Annotated in this window: 12 protein-coding genes; 7 read left to right on the top strand and 5 right to left on the bottom strand. The window is 62.4% G+C overall.

Features of this window, described 5'->3' with window-relative positions:
* Positions 1–18: 18 nt before the first annotated feature.
* From pyrR to gshB, 5 genes are all read right to left on the bottom strand, one after another.
* On the bottom strand, positions 19–525 hold the full coding sequence (pyrR, locus tag AB4N53_RS17935) for a bifunctional pyr operon transcriptional regulator/uracil phosphoribosyltransferase PyrR (protein ID WP_024014655.1): 507 nt from the start codon (positions 523–525) through the stop codon (positions 19–21).
* Positions 526–606: 81 nt separating this feature from the next.
* Entirely contained in the window at positions 607–1044 is a 438-nt protein-coding gene (gene ruvX, locus AB4N53_RS17930) for a Holliday junction resolvase RuvX (protein ID WP_016772738.1), read from the bottom strand.
* The gene (locus AB4N53_RS17925) at positions 1044–1616 is read right to left on the bottom strand and encodes a YqgE/AlgH family protein (protein ID WP_016772739.1); all 573 of its coding nucleotides are present in this window, start codon (positions 1614–1616) and stop codon (positions 1044–1046) included. Before AB4N53_RS17925 ends, ruvX begins: the two co-directional genes overlap by 1 nt.
* A gap of 149 nt (positions 1617–1765) precedes the next feature.
* Entirely contained in the window at positions 1766–2665 is a 900-nt protein-coding gene (locus AB4N53_RS17920) for an energy transducer TonB (RefSeq protein WP_039757551.1), read from the bottom strand.
* A 142-nt stretch (positions 2666–2807) separates the two neighbouring features.
* The gene (gshB, locus tag AB4N53_RS17915; protein ID WP_042606571.1) at positions 2808–3779 is read right to left on the bottom strand and encodes a glutathione synthase; all 972 of its coding nucleotides are present in this window, start codon (positions 3777–3779) and stop codon (positions 2808–2810) included.
* A 225-nt stretch (positions 3780–4004) separates the two neighbouring features.
* On the opposite strand from gshB, the gene pilG reads away from it, so the two are divergent.
* From pilG to AB4N53_RS17880, 7 genes are all read left to right on the top strand, one after another.
* Positions 4005–4409 carry a twitching motility response regulator PilG gene (pilG, locus tag AB4N53_RS17910; RefSeq protein WP_016772743.1) on the top strand — a complete coding sequence of 135 codons (405 nt, stop codon included), beginning with the start codon at positions 4005–4007 and terminating at the stop codon, positions 4407–4409.
* 60 nt (positions 4410–4469) lie between these two features.
* Positions 4470–4835, top strand: coding sequence for a twitching motility response regulator PilH (gene pilH, locus AB4N53_RS17905; protein WP_039757553.1), 366 nt, complete (start codon positions 4470–4472; stop codon positions 4833–4835).
* Between the two features lie 10 nt (positions 4836–4845).
* Positions 4846–5385, top strand: coding sequence for a chemotaxis protein CheW (locus tag AB4N53_RS17900; RefSeq protein WP_460122064.1), 540 nt, complete (start codon positions 4846–4848; stop codon positions 5383–5385).
* 142 nt (positions 5386–5527) lie between these two features.
* Complete coding sequence (locus tag AB4N53_RS17895; protein ID WP_460122062.1) at positions 5528–7576, top strand: methyl-accepting chemotaxis protein; 2049 nt, start codon at positions 5528–5530, stop codon at positions 7574–7576.
* Between the two features lie 11 nt (positions 7577–7587).
* The gene (locus AB4N53_RS17890; protein ID WP_460122060.1) at positions 7588–13497 is read left to right on the top strand and encodes a hybrid sensor histidine kinase/response regulator; all 5910 of its coding nucleotides are present in this window, start codon (positions 7588–7590) and stop codon (positions 13495–13497) included.
* Positions 13490–13960, top strand: coding sequence for a chemotaxis protein CheW (locus AB4N53_RS17885; protein ID WP_460122058.1), 471 nt, complete (start codon positions 13490–13492; stop codon positions 13958–13960). The genes AB4N53_RS17890 and AB4N53_RS17885 overlap by 8 nt, the downstream gene beginning before the upstream one ends.
* 532 nt (positions 13961–14492) lie before the next feature.
* Positions 14493–14858 carry a DUF6124 family protein gene (locus AB4N53_RS17880; RefSeq protein ID WP_460122056.1) on the top strand — a complete coding sequence of 122 codons (366 nt, stop codon included), beginning with the start codon at positions 14493–14495 and terminating at the stop codon, positions 14856–14858.
* Positions 14859–14881 lie beyond the last annotated feature (23 nt).

The following is a 14881-nucleotide window of genomic DNA, read 5'->3' as shown; positions in this document are numbered from 1 at the left end:
GACTCTCAATAGGGCGGATTAAAGGGTGACGTCTTGCAGTTCGAGCGTCAGCGGCTCGGGGCCGGACAACTTGACCCGCTGGTTGCCGGCCAGGGTCAGGGTGGCGCCGACCACGTTCGGGCGGATCGGCAGCTCGCCGGCGTCCAGGTCCAGCAGGCAGACCAGGGTGACGCTGGCCGGGCGGCCGTAATCGAACAGTTCATTCATGGCGGCGCGGATGGTCCGACCGCTCATCAGCACGTCGTCGATCAGCACCAGATGCTGGCCTTCGATTTCGAAGGGCAGGGCGGACGGGCGCACTTGCGGGTGCAGGCCGTTCTGGCTGAAGTCATCGCGATAGAAGGACACATCCAGCGTACCCAGAGGCGCATCGCTGGCCAGTTCCTTGAGCAGCGCCTGCGCGACCCAGATGCCGCCGGTGCGGATGCCGATGTAACGCGGTTCGCTGATGTCACGCTGGGCAAGGTGCGCCTTGAGGCGGGTCGCCATCTGGCTGATCAGATCGGCGGGATTGGGCAGGCTCATGGTTGCTCCTTCGTGATTCCGCGCTGCGTCCTGCCGGACGAAGCTCGGTTTATAACCAAAAGAAAAGCGCCGAAGCGCTTGTCAGGATTCAAACAATGCAGTGTTTTCATCGAGCCAGCCCTGCAGCAGCAGGGCGGCGGCGATGGCGTCCACCGGGTTGTCGCGGTAACTGCCTTTCTGCCCGCCACGCACCAGTCGCTCGCCCTTGGCTTCGAAAGTGGTCAGGCGTTCGTCGTGGGTATAGAAGGGCAGGTTGTAGCGGCCGTTGAGGCGGCGGGCGAATTTCTCCGCGCGTACGCACATCTCGCTGGGCGTGCCGTCCATGTTCAACGGCAGGCCGACCACCACGGCGTCGGGTTTCCATTCTTTTATCAGCGCTTCGACCTGATCCCAGTTCGGCACGCCGTTCTGCGCTTTCAGGGTGCACAGCTCGCGGGCCTGGCCGGTGATGACCTGGCCGACCGCGACGCCGATCTGTTTGGTGCCGTAGTCGAAGCCGAGAATCAGGCGCAGGGCCATCAGGCGTGACCTGCCTGGCTGGTGAGCAGATTGAGATCGATGCCCAGGTGCCGCGCTGCCGCTTCCAGGCGCAATTCGCTGCGGGTGTTGAAGAGGATGTCGGCATTGAACGGGCAGGTCAGCCAGGCGTTGTCGGCCAGTTCGGCTTCCAGTTGCCCGGCCTCCCAGCCGGCGTAACCGAGGGTGATCAGGCTCTGCGCGGGGCCGACGCCGTCAGCGATGGCGAACAGCACGTCCTGCGAAGTCGACAGGGCCAGGTCGCCGTCCAGCTGCGCGGTGGCCTGAAAGGTCTGGCCCGCCGGGTGCAGGACGAAACCGCGATCGGTCTGCACCGGCCCGCCGATGAAGATCGGCACATCCTGGCAGCGTGCCGGCGGCTCGATGTCCGGGCGCAGCTGTTCGAGGATGTCGGCCAGGTTCAAGTCTTGCGGCCTGTTGACTACCAGCCCCATCGCGCCATTGGCCGTGTGCTCGACGATGTAGGTCAAGGTGTGGGCAAAGTTCGGGTCGGCCATGTGTGGCATGGCGATCAGGAAGTGATGCTTGAGGTAGCTGGGGCTGACGTTTTTCATGAGCGCTAGTGTGGCGTCGCAAGGGCGAACTGACAAGCTGAGGCTTTAAAAGATCGCAGCCTTCGGCAGCTCCTACAGGGTCTACGCAGGCCCACTGTAGGAGCTGCCGAAGGCTCGGGCCGCGATCGGACGATCTTTTGATTTTGCTCTTAATTGCTGGACAGTTTGTCGCCCCGGGCAAATTTCCAGGTGCGGATGATTTCCAGGCGGTCGATATCCGACAGATCGCCGGTAAACGGTGCAAACGGTGCGGCCAGGCGGACGATGCGCTGCGCGGCCTGATCGAGCAGTGGCTGGCCGGAGGATTCCAGCACCAGCACTTCATACAGCGAGCCGTCGCGGTTGATCGAGACCATCAGGCGCAAATTGCCGTAGATCTGCTTGCGCCGTGCTTCTTCGGGGTAGTTGAGGTTGCCGATGCGCTCGACCTTCTTGCGCCAGTCGTCCTTGTACCAGGCGCCCTTGTCGCGCATGGTCGAGGCCGCGCTCAAGCGGTGGATGCGCGGGCGTTTGGCGTACAGCTGTTGTTCCTTGGCCAGTTCCGCCTCGAGGCTGGCGATGTCGCTGGACAACTGCGAGCTGTCGAATACCGGCGCGTCGACGGTCGGTTTGACCTCGGTTTTGCTTTCTTCTTTCTTGGTCGGCGCCTTTTTCGGTTTCGGCGCGACGGTGGTCACCGCTGCCTTCGGTGCCGCTTCCTGCACCACTGGCTTGGCGGCGGGCGGCGGGGTGACCTTTTTGACCTGATTGTCCTGGAACGGCGCGACTTCGGTGGTCTTGGGCAGGGCTTTCTTGTCCAGCGTGCCGCTGCCTTCCTGGTTTTCCTGAGCGAGAAAATCTGCCTTTTCCGGCTTCTTCTCGGCCTTGAAGGTGGCCAGGGTGATTTCCAGGGTTTTGCTGATCTGCTGCGGCTCGACCATGGTGAAACCGACGCCGAGCAGCAGCGCCAGATGAATCAGCGCCGCGAGAAACAGGGTAAAACCGAGGCGATCGGCCGGGCGCACGCCACGATGGGCGAGTTCAGCGGGCAGATCGGACGGGAGGGTCATGACAGAAAAACCAACATCGCGTTTTCATGGGCCCGGCATGATAACGCAATGTTGGTTTTTAGCTGCAAGTGACATAGAAGCAAGCGACGAGCCGCAAGCTTCAAGCTTCAAGCTTCAAGCTTCAAGCTGACGCGGGCCGGCTTCAAGCTTGTGGCTTGCGGCTCGAAGCTTGCAGCTGCTTTTCGATCGCATCCATCAGCATGCCGCCGATATCAGTGCCGAACGCATTGTCGATTTCGCGGATGCAGGTCGGGCTGGTGACGTTGATTTCGGTCAGGTGCTCGCCGATCACGTCGAGGCCGACGAACAGCAGGCCTTTCTCGCGCAGGGTCGGGCCGACTTGGGCGGCGATCCAGCGATCCTTTTCGGTCAGCGGACGCGCTTCGCCACGGCCACCGGCGGCGAGGTTGCCACGGGTTTCGCCCATGGCCGGGATCCGCGCCAGGCAGTAATCCACAGGCTCGCCATCGATCATCAGGATGCGCTTGTCGCCATCGACGATCGCCGGCAGGTAGCCTTGAATCATGATCTGCTGCTTGCCGTGCAGGGTCAGGGTTTCGAGGATCACCGAGAGATTCGGGTGGCCGGCGGTGTGACGGAAGATCGACGAACCGCCCATGCCGTCCAGCGGCTTGAGGATCACGTCACCGTGATGGTCGGCGAACTGACGCAAAACGTCCGGGCGGCGGCTGACGATGGTCGGCGGCGTGCACTGCGGGAACAGCGTGGCAAACAGCTTTTCATTGCAGTCGCGCAGACTCTGCGGCTTGTTAACCACCAGCACGCCGGCGGCTTCGGCCTGTTCCAGCAGGTAAGTGGAGTAGACGAACTCCATGTCGAACGGCGGATCCTTGCGCATCAGGATCACGTCCAGATCGCTCAGCAGTTTGTCCTGCTCGGCGTCCAATTCGAACCATTTGTCCGGGTTGGCGAAGACTTTCAGCGGGCTCATCCGCGCCCGCGCCTGGCCTTCGGCCTGATACAGGTCTTTCTGTTCCATGTAGAACAGTTCCCAGCCGCGCTTTTGCGCGGCCAGCAGCATGGCCAGCGAGCTATCCTTTTTATAGGAGATGCTGGCGATAGGGTCCATGACAATCCCGACGCGAACGCTCATTGGATTTTCCTCGAAATTTGGCTACCGGATCGGTATTGAAAAAGTGCCGCCAGAGTGGCGCCGGGCGGGTTTCGGGTCAAGGAAAAACCCGTCGATAGATTGCATCTGGAGACTGTGCTAAAAAGGCTGGCAGATCGCGCCGACCCTTGGCTATCAAGGGTTTCAGGCCATTATTCACAGCAAAACGGACAATTTGATTCGCAAAGGCGACGGTAGAACCCTCTTATGGAACAGCAGTCCAGCGCCTTGAAGGTCATGGTGATCGACGACTCGAAAACGATTCGCCGCACCGCCGAAACATTGTTGAAGAACGTCGGTTGCGAAGTGATCACCGCCATCGACGGTTTCGATGCGCTGGCGAAGATCGCCGACCACCATCCCGGGATCATCTTCGTCGACATCATGATGCCGCGTCTGGACGGTTATCAGACCTGCGCCCTGATCAAGAACAACAGCGCCTTCAAGGCGACGCCGGTGATCATGCTTTCATCCAGGGACGGGTTGTTCGACAAGGCCAAGGGGCGGATTGTCGGCTCTGATCAATTTCTGACCAAGCCGTTCAGCAAAGAAGAACTGCTCAACGCGATCCAGGCCCATGTTCCGGGCTTTGCCGCCGTTTTGCCGCAGTAAGACACGCACAGTGACGCTCGGCCAGCGGGCCGGCAGTCGACCAGAAAAATGGGGAAGACCATGGCACGTATCCTGATCGTCGATGATTCGCCGACTGAAATGTACAAACTCACCGGCATGCTCGAAAAGCACGGCCATGAAGTGCTCAAGGCCGAGAACGGCGCCGACGGCGTGGCTCTGGCCCGTCAGGAAAAACCCGACGCGGTGCTGATGGATATCGTCATGCCCGGCCTCAACGGTTTTCAGGCGACCCGCCAGTTGACCAAGGATGCCGACACTGCGCACATCCCGGTGATCATCATCACCACCAAGGATCAGGAGACCGACAAGGTCTGGGGCACCCGCCAGGGCGCCAAGGATTACCTGACCAAACCGGTCGACGAAGACACCCTGATCAAGACCCTGAACAACGTACTCAAAGGCTGATCGCGCGATCATGAACGAATCGCTGACTGCGTTCGAACTGCTCTGGCAGATCGACCAGCGCTGCCGCCTGCTGGCAGCGGACCTGCCGTCGCAAGCGGCGCGACCGGATCGCTGGAGCGGCATCGGCTTTCGCCTCGGCGAGCATTGGTATGTGGCGCCGATGGGCGAAGTCAGCGAAGTTTTGCATGAGCCGCGCTTCACCCAATTGCCCGGGGTCAAACCGTGGGTCAAGGGGGTGGCTAACCTGCGCGGCCGGCTGTTGCCGATCATGGACCTGTGCGGGTTCTTCGGCCATGAGTTGTCGCCGTTGCGCAAACAACGGCGGGTATTGGTGGTGGAACATGAAGACGTGTTCGCCGGGGTAATGGTCGACGAAGTCATCGGCTTGCAGCATTTCGAACAGGGCAGATTCGAGCCGTTGTCGATCAGCAAGCGCCAGGGCTCCAAGGCCGAATTCGTCAAAGGCTATTTCCGCCGCGAGCAGAACTGGCGGGTGTTCAGCCTGTTCGCACTGGCCAAATCCCCGGTGTTCATGGGTGTGGCGGTATAGCAAGTACAACACTTCCCCCTGTGGGAGCGGGCTTGCTCGCGAATGCGGTGGGTCAGTCAATCCATGTGTCGGCTGACCCACCGTATTCGCGAGCAAGCCCGCTCCCACATTTGAAGGTGGCGAGTTTCATAGGCGAGGACCGATGACAAAAGCAAAAACAGGCAAGTCGGCAGAAGCATCGCGCAGTCGCGCGCAGATCATCGTGCTGTTTATCGCGTTGATCGTGTTCATCATGCTGCTGTTCGCCAACTTCGCTTACCTCAACACCCAGGCGAACTACGACAAGCAGTACATCGGCCATGCCGGTGAGCTGCGCGTGCTCTCGCAACGCATCGCCAAGAACGCTACCGAAGCGGCGGCGGGCAAGGCTGCGGCGTTCAAACTGCTCAGCGATGCGCGCAACGATTTCGCCCAGCGCTGGGGTTACCTGAAAAAGGGTGACCCGAACACCGGCCTGCCACCGGCACCCGTCGCCGTGCGCCCGGAAATGCGCGCCGTGCAGATGGATTGGGAACGCCTGCTGAAAAACACCGACGCGATTCTCACCAGCGAACAGACCGTACTGTCGCTGCATCAGGTCGCCGCGACACTCGCCGAAACCGTGCCGCAGTTGCAGATCGAATACGAAAAAGTCGTGGAAATCCTCTTGCAGCGCGGCGCTCCGGCGGCGCAGGTGGCGATGGCGCAACGGCAATCGCTACTGGCCGAACGCATTCTTGGCGCAGTCAACACCGTGCTCGCCGGTGACGAAAACTCGCAGCAGGCCGCCGACGCCTTCGGCCGCGATGCCGCGCGTTTCGGTCTGGTGCTCAACGGCATGTTGCAGGGCAACCCGACGCTGAAAATCAGCCAGGTCGAAGACCGCGACGCCCGCGCCCGGTTGAGCGAAATCTCCGAGCTGTTCCAGTTCGTTTCCGGCTCCGTGGATGAAATCCTCGAAACCTCGCCAGAGCTGTTCAAGGTCCGCGAATCGGCGAGCAACATCTTCACCCTGTCGCAAACCCTGCTCGACGAAGCCTCGCATCTGGCCACCGGGTTCGAGCACCTGGCCGGCGGGCGCAACACCGACACCATTGGCGGCTATGTGCTGGGCTTGCTGGCGCTGACCTCGATCATCCTCATCGGTCTGGTCATGGTCCGCGAAACCAATCGCCAATTGCGCGAGACCGCCGAGAAAAACGAGCGCAACCAGAACGCGATCATGCGCCTGCTCGACGAAATCGAGGACCTCGCCGATGGCGACCTCACCGTGACCGCGTCGGTGACCGAAGACTTCACCGGCACCATCGCCGACTCGATCAACTATTCTGTCGACCAATTGCGCGATCTGGTCGCCACCATCAACCTCACCGCCGGCCAGGTTGCCGCCGCCGTGCAGGAAACCCAGGCCACCGCCATGCACCTGGCCCAAGCGTCTGAGCAACAGGCCCAGCAGATTTCCGAAGCCTCGACAGCGATCAGCGACATGGCCGAGTCCATCGATCAGGTCTCGGCCAACGCTGCCGAATCGTCGGCGGTGGCCGAGCGCTCCGTGGAAATCGCCAACAAAGGCAACGAGGTGGTGCACAACACCATCCACGGCATGGACAACATCCGCGAACAGATTCAGGACACCGCCAAGCGCATCAAACGCCTCGGCGAGTCCTCTCAGGAAATCGGCGACATCGTGAGCCTGATCGACGACATCGCCGACCAGACCAACATTCTCGCCCTCAACGCGGCGATCCAGGCATCGATGGCCGGGGATGCCGGGCGCGGTTTTGCGGTGGTTGCCGACGAAGTGCAGCGGCTGGCCGAACGTTCCTCCGCCGCAACCCGGCAGATCGAAACCCTGGTGCGGGCGATTCAGGCCGACACTAATGAAGCGGTGATTTCCATGGAACAGACCACCACCGAAGTGGTGCGCGGCGCGCGACTGGCGCAGGATGCCGGTGTGGCCCTGGAAGAAATCGAAGGCGTGTCCAAGACCCTCGCCGCGCTGATTCAAAGCATCTCCAACGCGGCGCAGCAGCAGACGTCCTCGGCCGGGCAGATCTCACTGACGATGAACGTGATCCAGCAGATCACCTCGCAGACTTCGTCGGGGTCCACGGCCACCGCCGAGAGCATCGGCAACCTGGCGAAAATGGCCAGTCAGTTGCGCCGTTCGGTGTCCGGTTTCACCTTGCCGGCGGCGACAGATAAAGCGTGAGTGGAGTGGTTATGGGTGATCGGCACGACTACGTGGCCCTGGAATGGGTCAAGGGCGAAATTGCCGAAACGCTGAAGCTGGCGCATCAGGCGATCGAGGCCGTGCTCGACGATCCGCAGGCGTTCCCCGGGCTGGACGAATGCCTGGCGTACATTCATCAGGTGCACGGCAGCCTGCAAATGGTCGAGTTCTACGGCGCAGCGTTGCTCGCCGAAGAAATGGAGCACCTGGTCGAAGCCCTGCAACATCAACGCGTGCCACACCGCGATGAAGCCCTGCACCTGATGCTGCAAGCCCTGGGACAATTGCCGCTTTACCTTGACCGCGTGCAGAGCGCGCGCCGTGACCTGCCGCTGGTGGTGTTGCCGCTGATCAACGATCTGCGCAGCGCTCGCGGTGAAAGCCTGCTGGCGGAAACCAGCCTGTTCAGCCCGCCACTGCCCGAGCTGGCGCCGCTCGGCGACGCGGCACTCGCGGCATTGGAACCGCCCGATCTGCCGAACGTGCTGCGCAAACTGCGGCAGATGCTGCAAATGGCTCTGGTCGGTCTGCTGCGCGAACAGGACGACCAGACGCACCTTGGCTATCTGGCCAAAGTCTTCAGCCGTCTCGAAGCGCTGAGCGGCGACGCGCCGTTGAGCCCGTTGTGGCAGGTCGCCTCGGCGTTGGTCGAGGGCATGCGCGAGGGCGTCATCGCCAACAGTCCGGCGCTGCGCAGCCTGTTCAAGGACGCCGACAAAGAGCTCAAGCGCCTGCTCGAGCAGGGCATCGTCGGGCTCAATCAACCGGCGCCAGCCGAGCTGCTGAAAAGCCTGTTGTTCTATATTGCCAAAGCCGAACATCCCACCGGGCAGATGCTGACCATGAAAGATCACTACTCCCTGGACGACGCGTTGCCCGACAGCGCGATGGTCGATGAAGAACGCGCGCGCCTCGCCGGCCCCGACCGCGATGCCATGCGCTCGGTTCTGGCGGCGCTGTGCGAAGAGCTGGTGCGGGTCAAGGAACGCCTCGATCTGTTCGTGCGCAGCGACCGCCAGCATGCTTCGGATCTGGACAGCCTGCTCGCGCCGCTGCGGCAGATTGCCGACACCCTCGCGGTACTGGGTTTCGGCCAACCGCGCAAAGTCATCATCGATCAACTGGCGGTGGTGCTCAGCCTCGCTCAGGGCCAGCGCGAACCGAACGACGCGATCCTCATGGACGTCGCCGGGGCCTTGCTTTACGTCGAAGCGACGCTGGCCGGCATGGTCGGCACGGTGGAGACGCAAAGCGCCGAAGACGCGCGCCTGCCGACCACCGACCTGACGCAGATCCATCAGATCGTGATCAAGGAAGCGCGCATCTGCCTGCAACAGGCCAAGGACATGATCGTCGACTACATCGACGCCGATTGGGACCGCCAGCATCTGCAACCGCTGCCAGACCTGCTGACTCAGGTGCGCGGCGCGCTGGCGATGATTCCGCTGGCCCGCGCGGCGAGTCTGGTCGAGGCCTGCAACGGTTTCATCCGCGAGCATTTGATGCTCGATGCCCACGAACCGGGCTGGGAACAACTCGATCATCTGGCCGATGTGATCAGCAGCCTGGAGTATTACCTCGAACGCCTGAGCGACGACCCGCAGGCACCCGCCGAGCATCTGCTCGATGTTGCGCAAAACAGCCTCGCCAGCCTCGGCTTTTTTGCCAACGAGCAGCCCGGCGAAGCGCAAGTGCCGGTGCTCGATGAGGTGCTCAGCCCCAGCGAAGCGCAGCTCATGCAGGATCTGCAAGCGCTCGACGACCCTGACGTCGTGCAGTCGCTGGCCGAAGTGCTGGCCAGCCCGCTGTCGTCGCTCAACCCGCCGGCGCGCAACACCCCCGACAGCCTGATGCCGCCGCCAGCGGATGAAGAACCGGTCGACGATGAACTGCGCGAAGTGTTCCTCGAAGAGACCGACGAAGTTCTCGCGGTTCTCCACGAATACCTGCCGCGCTGGACCGCCAATCCCCAGGACCGCGCCGCGCTGACCGAACTGCGTCGGGCTTTCCATACCTTGAAGGGCAGCGGGCGCATGGTCCGTGCCTTGGTCCTTGGCGAACTGGCCTGGGCGGTGGAAAACCTGCTCAACCGCGTGCTCGAACAAAGCGTCGAGCCCGGCGCAGTGCTGCGCCAATTGCTCGGCGACACCGTGTTGCTGCTGCCCGAGCTGATCAACGAATTTGCCACCCAGCGTCAGCGCCAGCGCAGCGATGTCGATCAACTCGCCGCCCGCGCCCACGCCTTGGCCAAAGGCGATGAACCGCTGGCTGCCGAAGACACCGACGACGTCGCCGCGCTCGATCCGCTGCTGCTGGAAATCTTCCGCAAAGAAGCTGAAACCCACCTCGCCAGCCTCAACCGTTTTCTCGATCAGGCCGCCGAACAGGTGCCGTTGCCGGCCAGCGACGAACTGCAACGGGCGCTGCACACGCTCAAGGGCAGTGCCTCGATGGCCGGCGTATTGCCGATGGCCGAACTGGCGGCTTCGCTGGATCAACTGGCCCGCGAGTTCAAGGCGCATCAGTTGCCGCTGGATCTGGACGAGGTTGAATTGCTGCTCGAAGCCGAGGGCTTGTTCCGCGTCGGCCTGCGCCAGCTCAAACACGATCCGCTGGCGCCGATTGTCGGTGCACAGTCGCTGATCAAACGCACCGAGGCGCTGCTCGCCGAGCGCCTGCAAGCCAACTCCGATGGCGCTGACAGCGGCCTGCGCCTCAAGCGCGATCCGCAACTGATCAACAACTTCCTCGCCCAAGGCATGGACATCCTCCTCGACGCGGAAAACCTTTTGCAGCGCTGGCAGCAGCACCCCGGCGAACGCCAGGAACTCAGCGCTCTGCTCGATGAACTGACCACCCTCGGCGAAGGCGCGCACCTTGCCGATCTGCTGGCAGTCGATGGTTTATGCGAAGCCTTGCTCGATCTGTATGGCGCGGTGGAAGAAAGCAGCCTGGCGGTCAGTGAGCGGTTTTTTCACGAAGCGCAACTGGCCCACGAAGCGCTGATCAACATGCTCGACGAACTCGCCGCCGGCCAGGAAATCACTGCACAGCCGGAGCGGATTCGTGCCCTGCAGGAACTGCTCGACGAAGGCCTCGACCCGGCGGCGATGGGCCTGATCCGCAGCGATGGCAGCCGCACCCTCGATATTCGCGAGCTGGGCAGCGCCACCGCGCAATTGCAGCAATCGGTTGCCGCCCTCGAGCCTGACGACGAGATCGTGGAAATCTTCCTCGAAGAGGCTGTGGACATTCTCGACAGCGCCGGGCAAGCCTTGCAGCGCTGGCTCAGGGATCCGGACAACGCCGCGCCGCTGTCGTCATTGCAGCGCGATTTGCACACGCTGAAGGGTGGCGCGCGCATGGCCGAAGTCGAGGTCATCGGCGACCTTGCCCAGGAACTGGAAAATCTCTACGAAGGGCTGGTCGATCGACGCTACAGCCACAGCGCCGCGCTCGAAAGTTTGTTGCAGCAGAGTCACGAGCGTTTGGCGCTGATGCTGGAGCAACTGCAAGCGCATCAAGCGCTGACTCCCGCGCAGGATTTGATCGACGCGATCCGTCAGCTGCGTCAGGGCCAGGCCGCCAGCGAATCATCCCCCGCAGTGGTCGAACACGACAACGCCGGGCATGATCCGGAGTTGCTGGAAATCTTCCTCGAAGAAGGTTTCGACATCATCGAAAGCTCCGGCGCCGCGCTGTTGCGCTGGCAGGCCGAGCCGGGCAACCGGCAGGAAATCGAAACCCTGCTGCGCGATCTGCACACCCTCAAGGGTGGCGCGCGGATGGTCGAAATCGGCCCGATCGGCGACCTCGCCCACGAGCTGGAATTTCTCTACGAAAGCCTCTCCACCAGTGCGCTGCAACCGTCTGCCGAACTGTTTGCGCTGGTGCAGCGCGGCCATGACCGACTGGCGCAAATGCTCGATGGCGTGCGCGCCGGGCAGCCTTGCCCGCCGGCCGATCGGCTGATCAACGCGATCCAGAATTTCAGTCACCCGATGCAGATTGAAGCGCCGCCTGCGCCAGCCCCGGTCATCAAGCCTGAGGCAGCGCCACCGGCCGCCGATGCTGGCGCGGACATGGTCAAGGTCTCGTCTGAATTGCTCGATGAACTGGTCAATCTGGCCGGGGAAACCTCGATCTTCCGTGGGCGGATCGAGCAGCAGGTCAACGATGCGCAGATTGCCCTCAACGAGATGGAAACCACCATCGAGCGCATGCGCGATCAGTTGCGCCGCCTCGACACGGAAACCCAGGGGCGCATTCTCAGCCGCCAGCAAGTCGATGGCGAACGCCTCGGGTACGAAGACTTCGATCCGCTGGAAATGGACCGCCATTCGCAGCTCCAGCAACTGTCGCGGGCGCTGTTCGAATCCGCTTCTGACCTGCTCGACCTCAAGGAAACCCTCGACCGCCGCAACCACGACGCGGAAAACCTGTTGCAGCAACAGGGGCGGATCAACACCGAATTGCAGGAAGGCCTGATGCGCACGCGCATGGTGCCGTTCGAACGCATGGTGCCGCGTCTGAAGCGCATCGTGCGGCAGGTCGCCGAGGAGCTGGGCAAGGATGTCGCATTCGTCGTCGGCAATGCCGATGGCGAGATGGATCGCAACGTGCTGGAGCGCATGGCCGCGCCGCTGGAACACATGCTGCGCAACGCCGTCGACCATGGCCTCGAATCCGCCGAGGTGCGATTGGCGGCGGGCAAACCGGCGCAAGGGCAGATCACCCTTGATCTGTCCCGCGAGGGCGGCGACATGGTTTTCGACATCCGCGATGACGGCGCCGGCGTGCCGCTGGAAGCCGTGCGGCGCAAAGCGATCAAGCGCGGCTTGCTCGCCCCCGACGCCGATATCAGCGACCGCGACGTGTTGCAGTTCATCCTCCAGCCGGGTTTCTCCACGGCGGAAAAGATCACCCAGATTTCCGGGCGTGGCGTCGGCATGGACGTGGTCCACGAAGAAGTGCGCCAGCTCGGCGGCAGCATGAGCATCGATTCGGTGCCGGGGCAGGGCGTGCATTTCCGCATTCGCCTGCCGTTCACCGTGTCGGTCAACCGCGCGCTGATGGTGGAGTGCGCTGAGGATCAGTACGCGATTCCGCTGAACACCATCGAAGGCATCGTGCGCGTATTGCCGAATGATCTGGAAGGGCACTTCCGTCAGGATCCGCCGAGTTATCAATACGCCGGCCAGCGTTATGAGCTGTGCTACCTCGGCGAGCTGTTGAAGACTGCGCCACGGCCGAAGCTGCTCGGGCAGAACCTGCCGTTGCCGGTGCTGCTGGTGCATTACAACGACCGCCACATTGCCGTGCTGGTCGACGCCATGGCCGGCACCCGCGAGATCGTGGTCAAGAGCCTCGGGCCGCAATTCGCGGCGGTACAGGGCGTGTCGGGGGCGACGATTCTCGGCGATGGCCGGGTGGTGCTGATTCTGGATCTGCTTGCACCGATCCGCGCGATGCAGGCGCGCCTGGCGCAGGAACCGACGGCCACGGAGATCGACAGCGAACCGCACAAGCCGCTGCTGATCATGGTCGTCGATGACTCGGTAACGGTGCGCAAGGTCACCAGCCGTTTGCTCGAGCGCCACGGCATGAACGTGCTGACTGCCAAGGACGGTGTCGATGCGATGCTGCTGCTCGAAGAGCACCTGCCCGACCTGATGCTGCTCGACATCGAAATGCCGCGCATGGACGGCTTCGAGGTCGCCACCCAGGTGCGCGCCGACGAACGCCTGCGCCACTTGCCGATCATCATGATCACCTCGCGCACCGGGCAGAAACACCGCGACCGCGCCATGGCCATCGGCGTCAACGACTACCTCGGCAAGCCGTATCAGGAATCGGTGTTGCTGGAGAGCATCGCCCAGTGGAGCAAGAAACATGCATGAGCACCGGCATAACCCGCGCACCAGCCAGCTCACCGGGCTGCTGCTGCCGCTGGCCGATCGCAACCTGATCCTGCCCAATGTCGCCATCGCCGAGCTGATCGACTACCAGGCCAGCGCCTTCGACCTCGACACGCCGCCGTGGTACCTGGGCCGGGTAACGTGGCGTGAGCGGCAGATTCCGCTGATCAGCTTCGAATCGGCCTGCGGGCAGAAAATCGTCATCGGCGAACGGGCGCGGATCGTCATCCTGAATGCGCTGGGTGGCTTGCCCGAGCTGAGATTCATCGCCCTGTTGGTGCAGGGGATTCCTCGGTCGTACAAGCTCGACAGTCAGTTGAGTTATGTCGATGTGCCGTTGTGTGCGCTGGAACAGGCAGCGGTGCAGGTGGGCGAGCAGGTGGCGAAGGTGCCGGATTTGTTGGGGCTGGAGCAGTTACTGGTGGAGGCTGGCCTGGTTTATTGATTTGCGTTTGTGGTGTCCTGGCGGGCGTATTCGCGAGCAAGCCCGCTCCCACAGTGGAGCGATGTCGTACACAAAATCTGCGTACCCTGAAGCTCCCATGTGGGAGCGGGCTTGCTCGCGAAAGCGCCAGTCGCGGCAGCAAATTCCTACGGGTAGATCCCCAATCCAGATCAGCTAATAAACAACAATTGATTGAGGTGTTTAAAGACACCCACTGTTACGCCCCACCAGCCTACAAATCCTTGCGCCGCTGCCTACGCCTGCGCCAGAATCCGCCGGCTTGTGCGCCCAGGGCTTGCTGCGTAACTTGGATCGGGTCACTGATTCCCAGTGATCGGGTTTAGCAGCCCGTGGTAAATCTGAGGTTGCACGAGCACCGTCAGTCAGGCTTCACGCCTGCACTTGATGGCGGCTGTGCGCAGGGCGCTTCGGCGCGCCGGCTTCCTTAGGTTCCCCGGTCTGCTAACCTGCGTTCAGCTGCCACCCCTTCTTTTAGCAGAGATGCGGTTGCGGCTTTATCCGGAACCTGAAGATGAAAAAACCATCGCCCAATCCGCCGACCAAAGACCCGGCATCTCCCTACGAATCCCCCGACTCAAAGAAATTCCACGAAGCCGCCGAGCGCGCACTCGACCATTACCTCGGCCCGCCCAGCCCCGACTTCATGGCCCCGCCGTACACCCCCAACACGCTGTACATGGCCAACCCCGAAGCCGACACCGAATCGTTGCTGGCCGACGCCTGTGAAACCCTGGGTTCTGCAACAGTGATGCTACATAACCACGCCGCCTCGGTGGACGGCTCGCAGCGCAAGACCCTGCAGGGCATCGCGCAGATTGTCATGGTGGCGGAGATGGCGGTGAACCGGGTGCTGGACAAACTGGTGCCCACTGACTGAGCGAATGCGCTGAGGCGACTGTC

The sequence above is a fragment of the Pseudomonas sp. H3_E04 genome, assembly GCF_054668915.1.
This window is presented reverse-complemented; position numbering and strand designations above follow the sequence as displayed.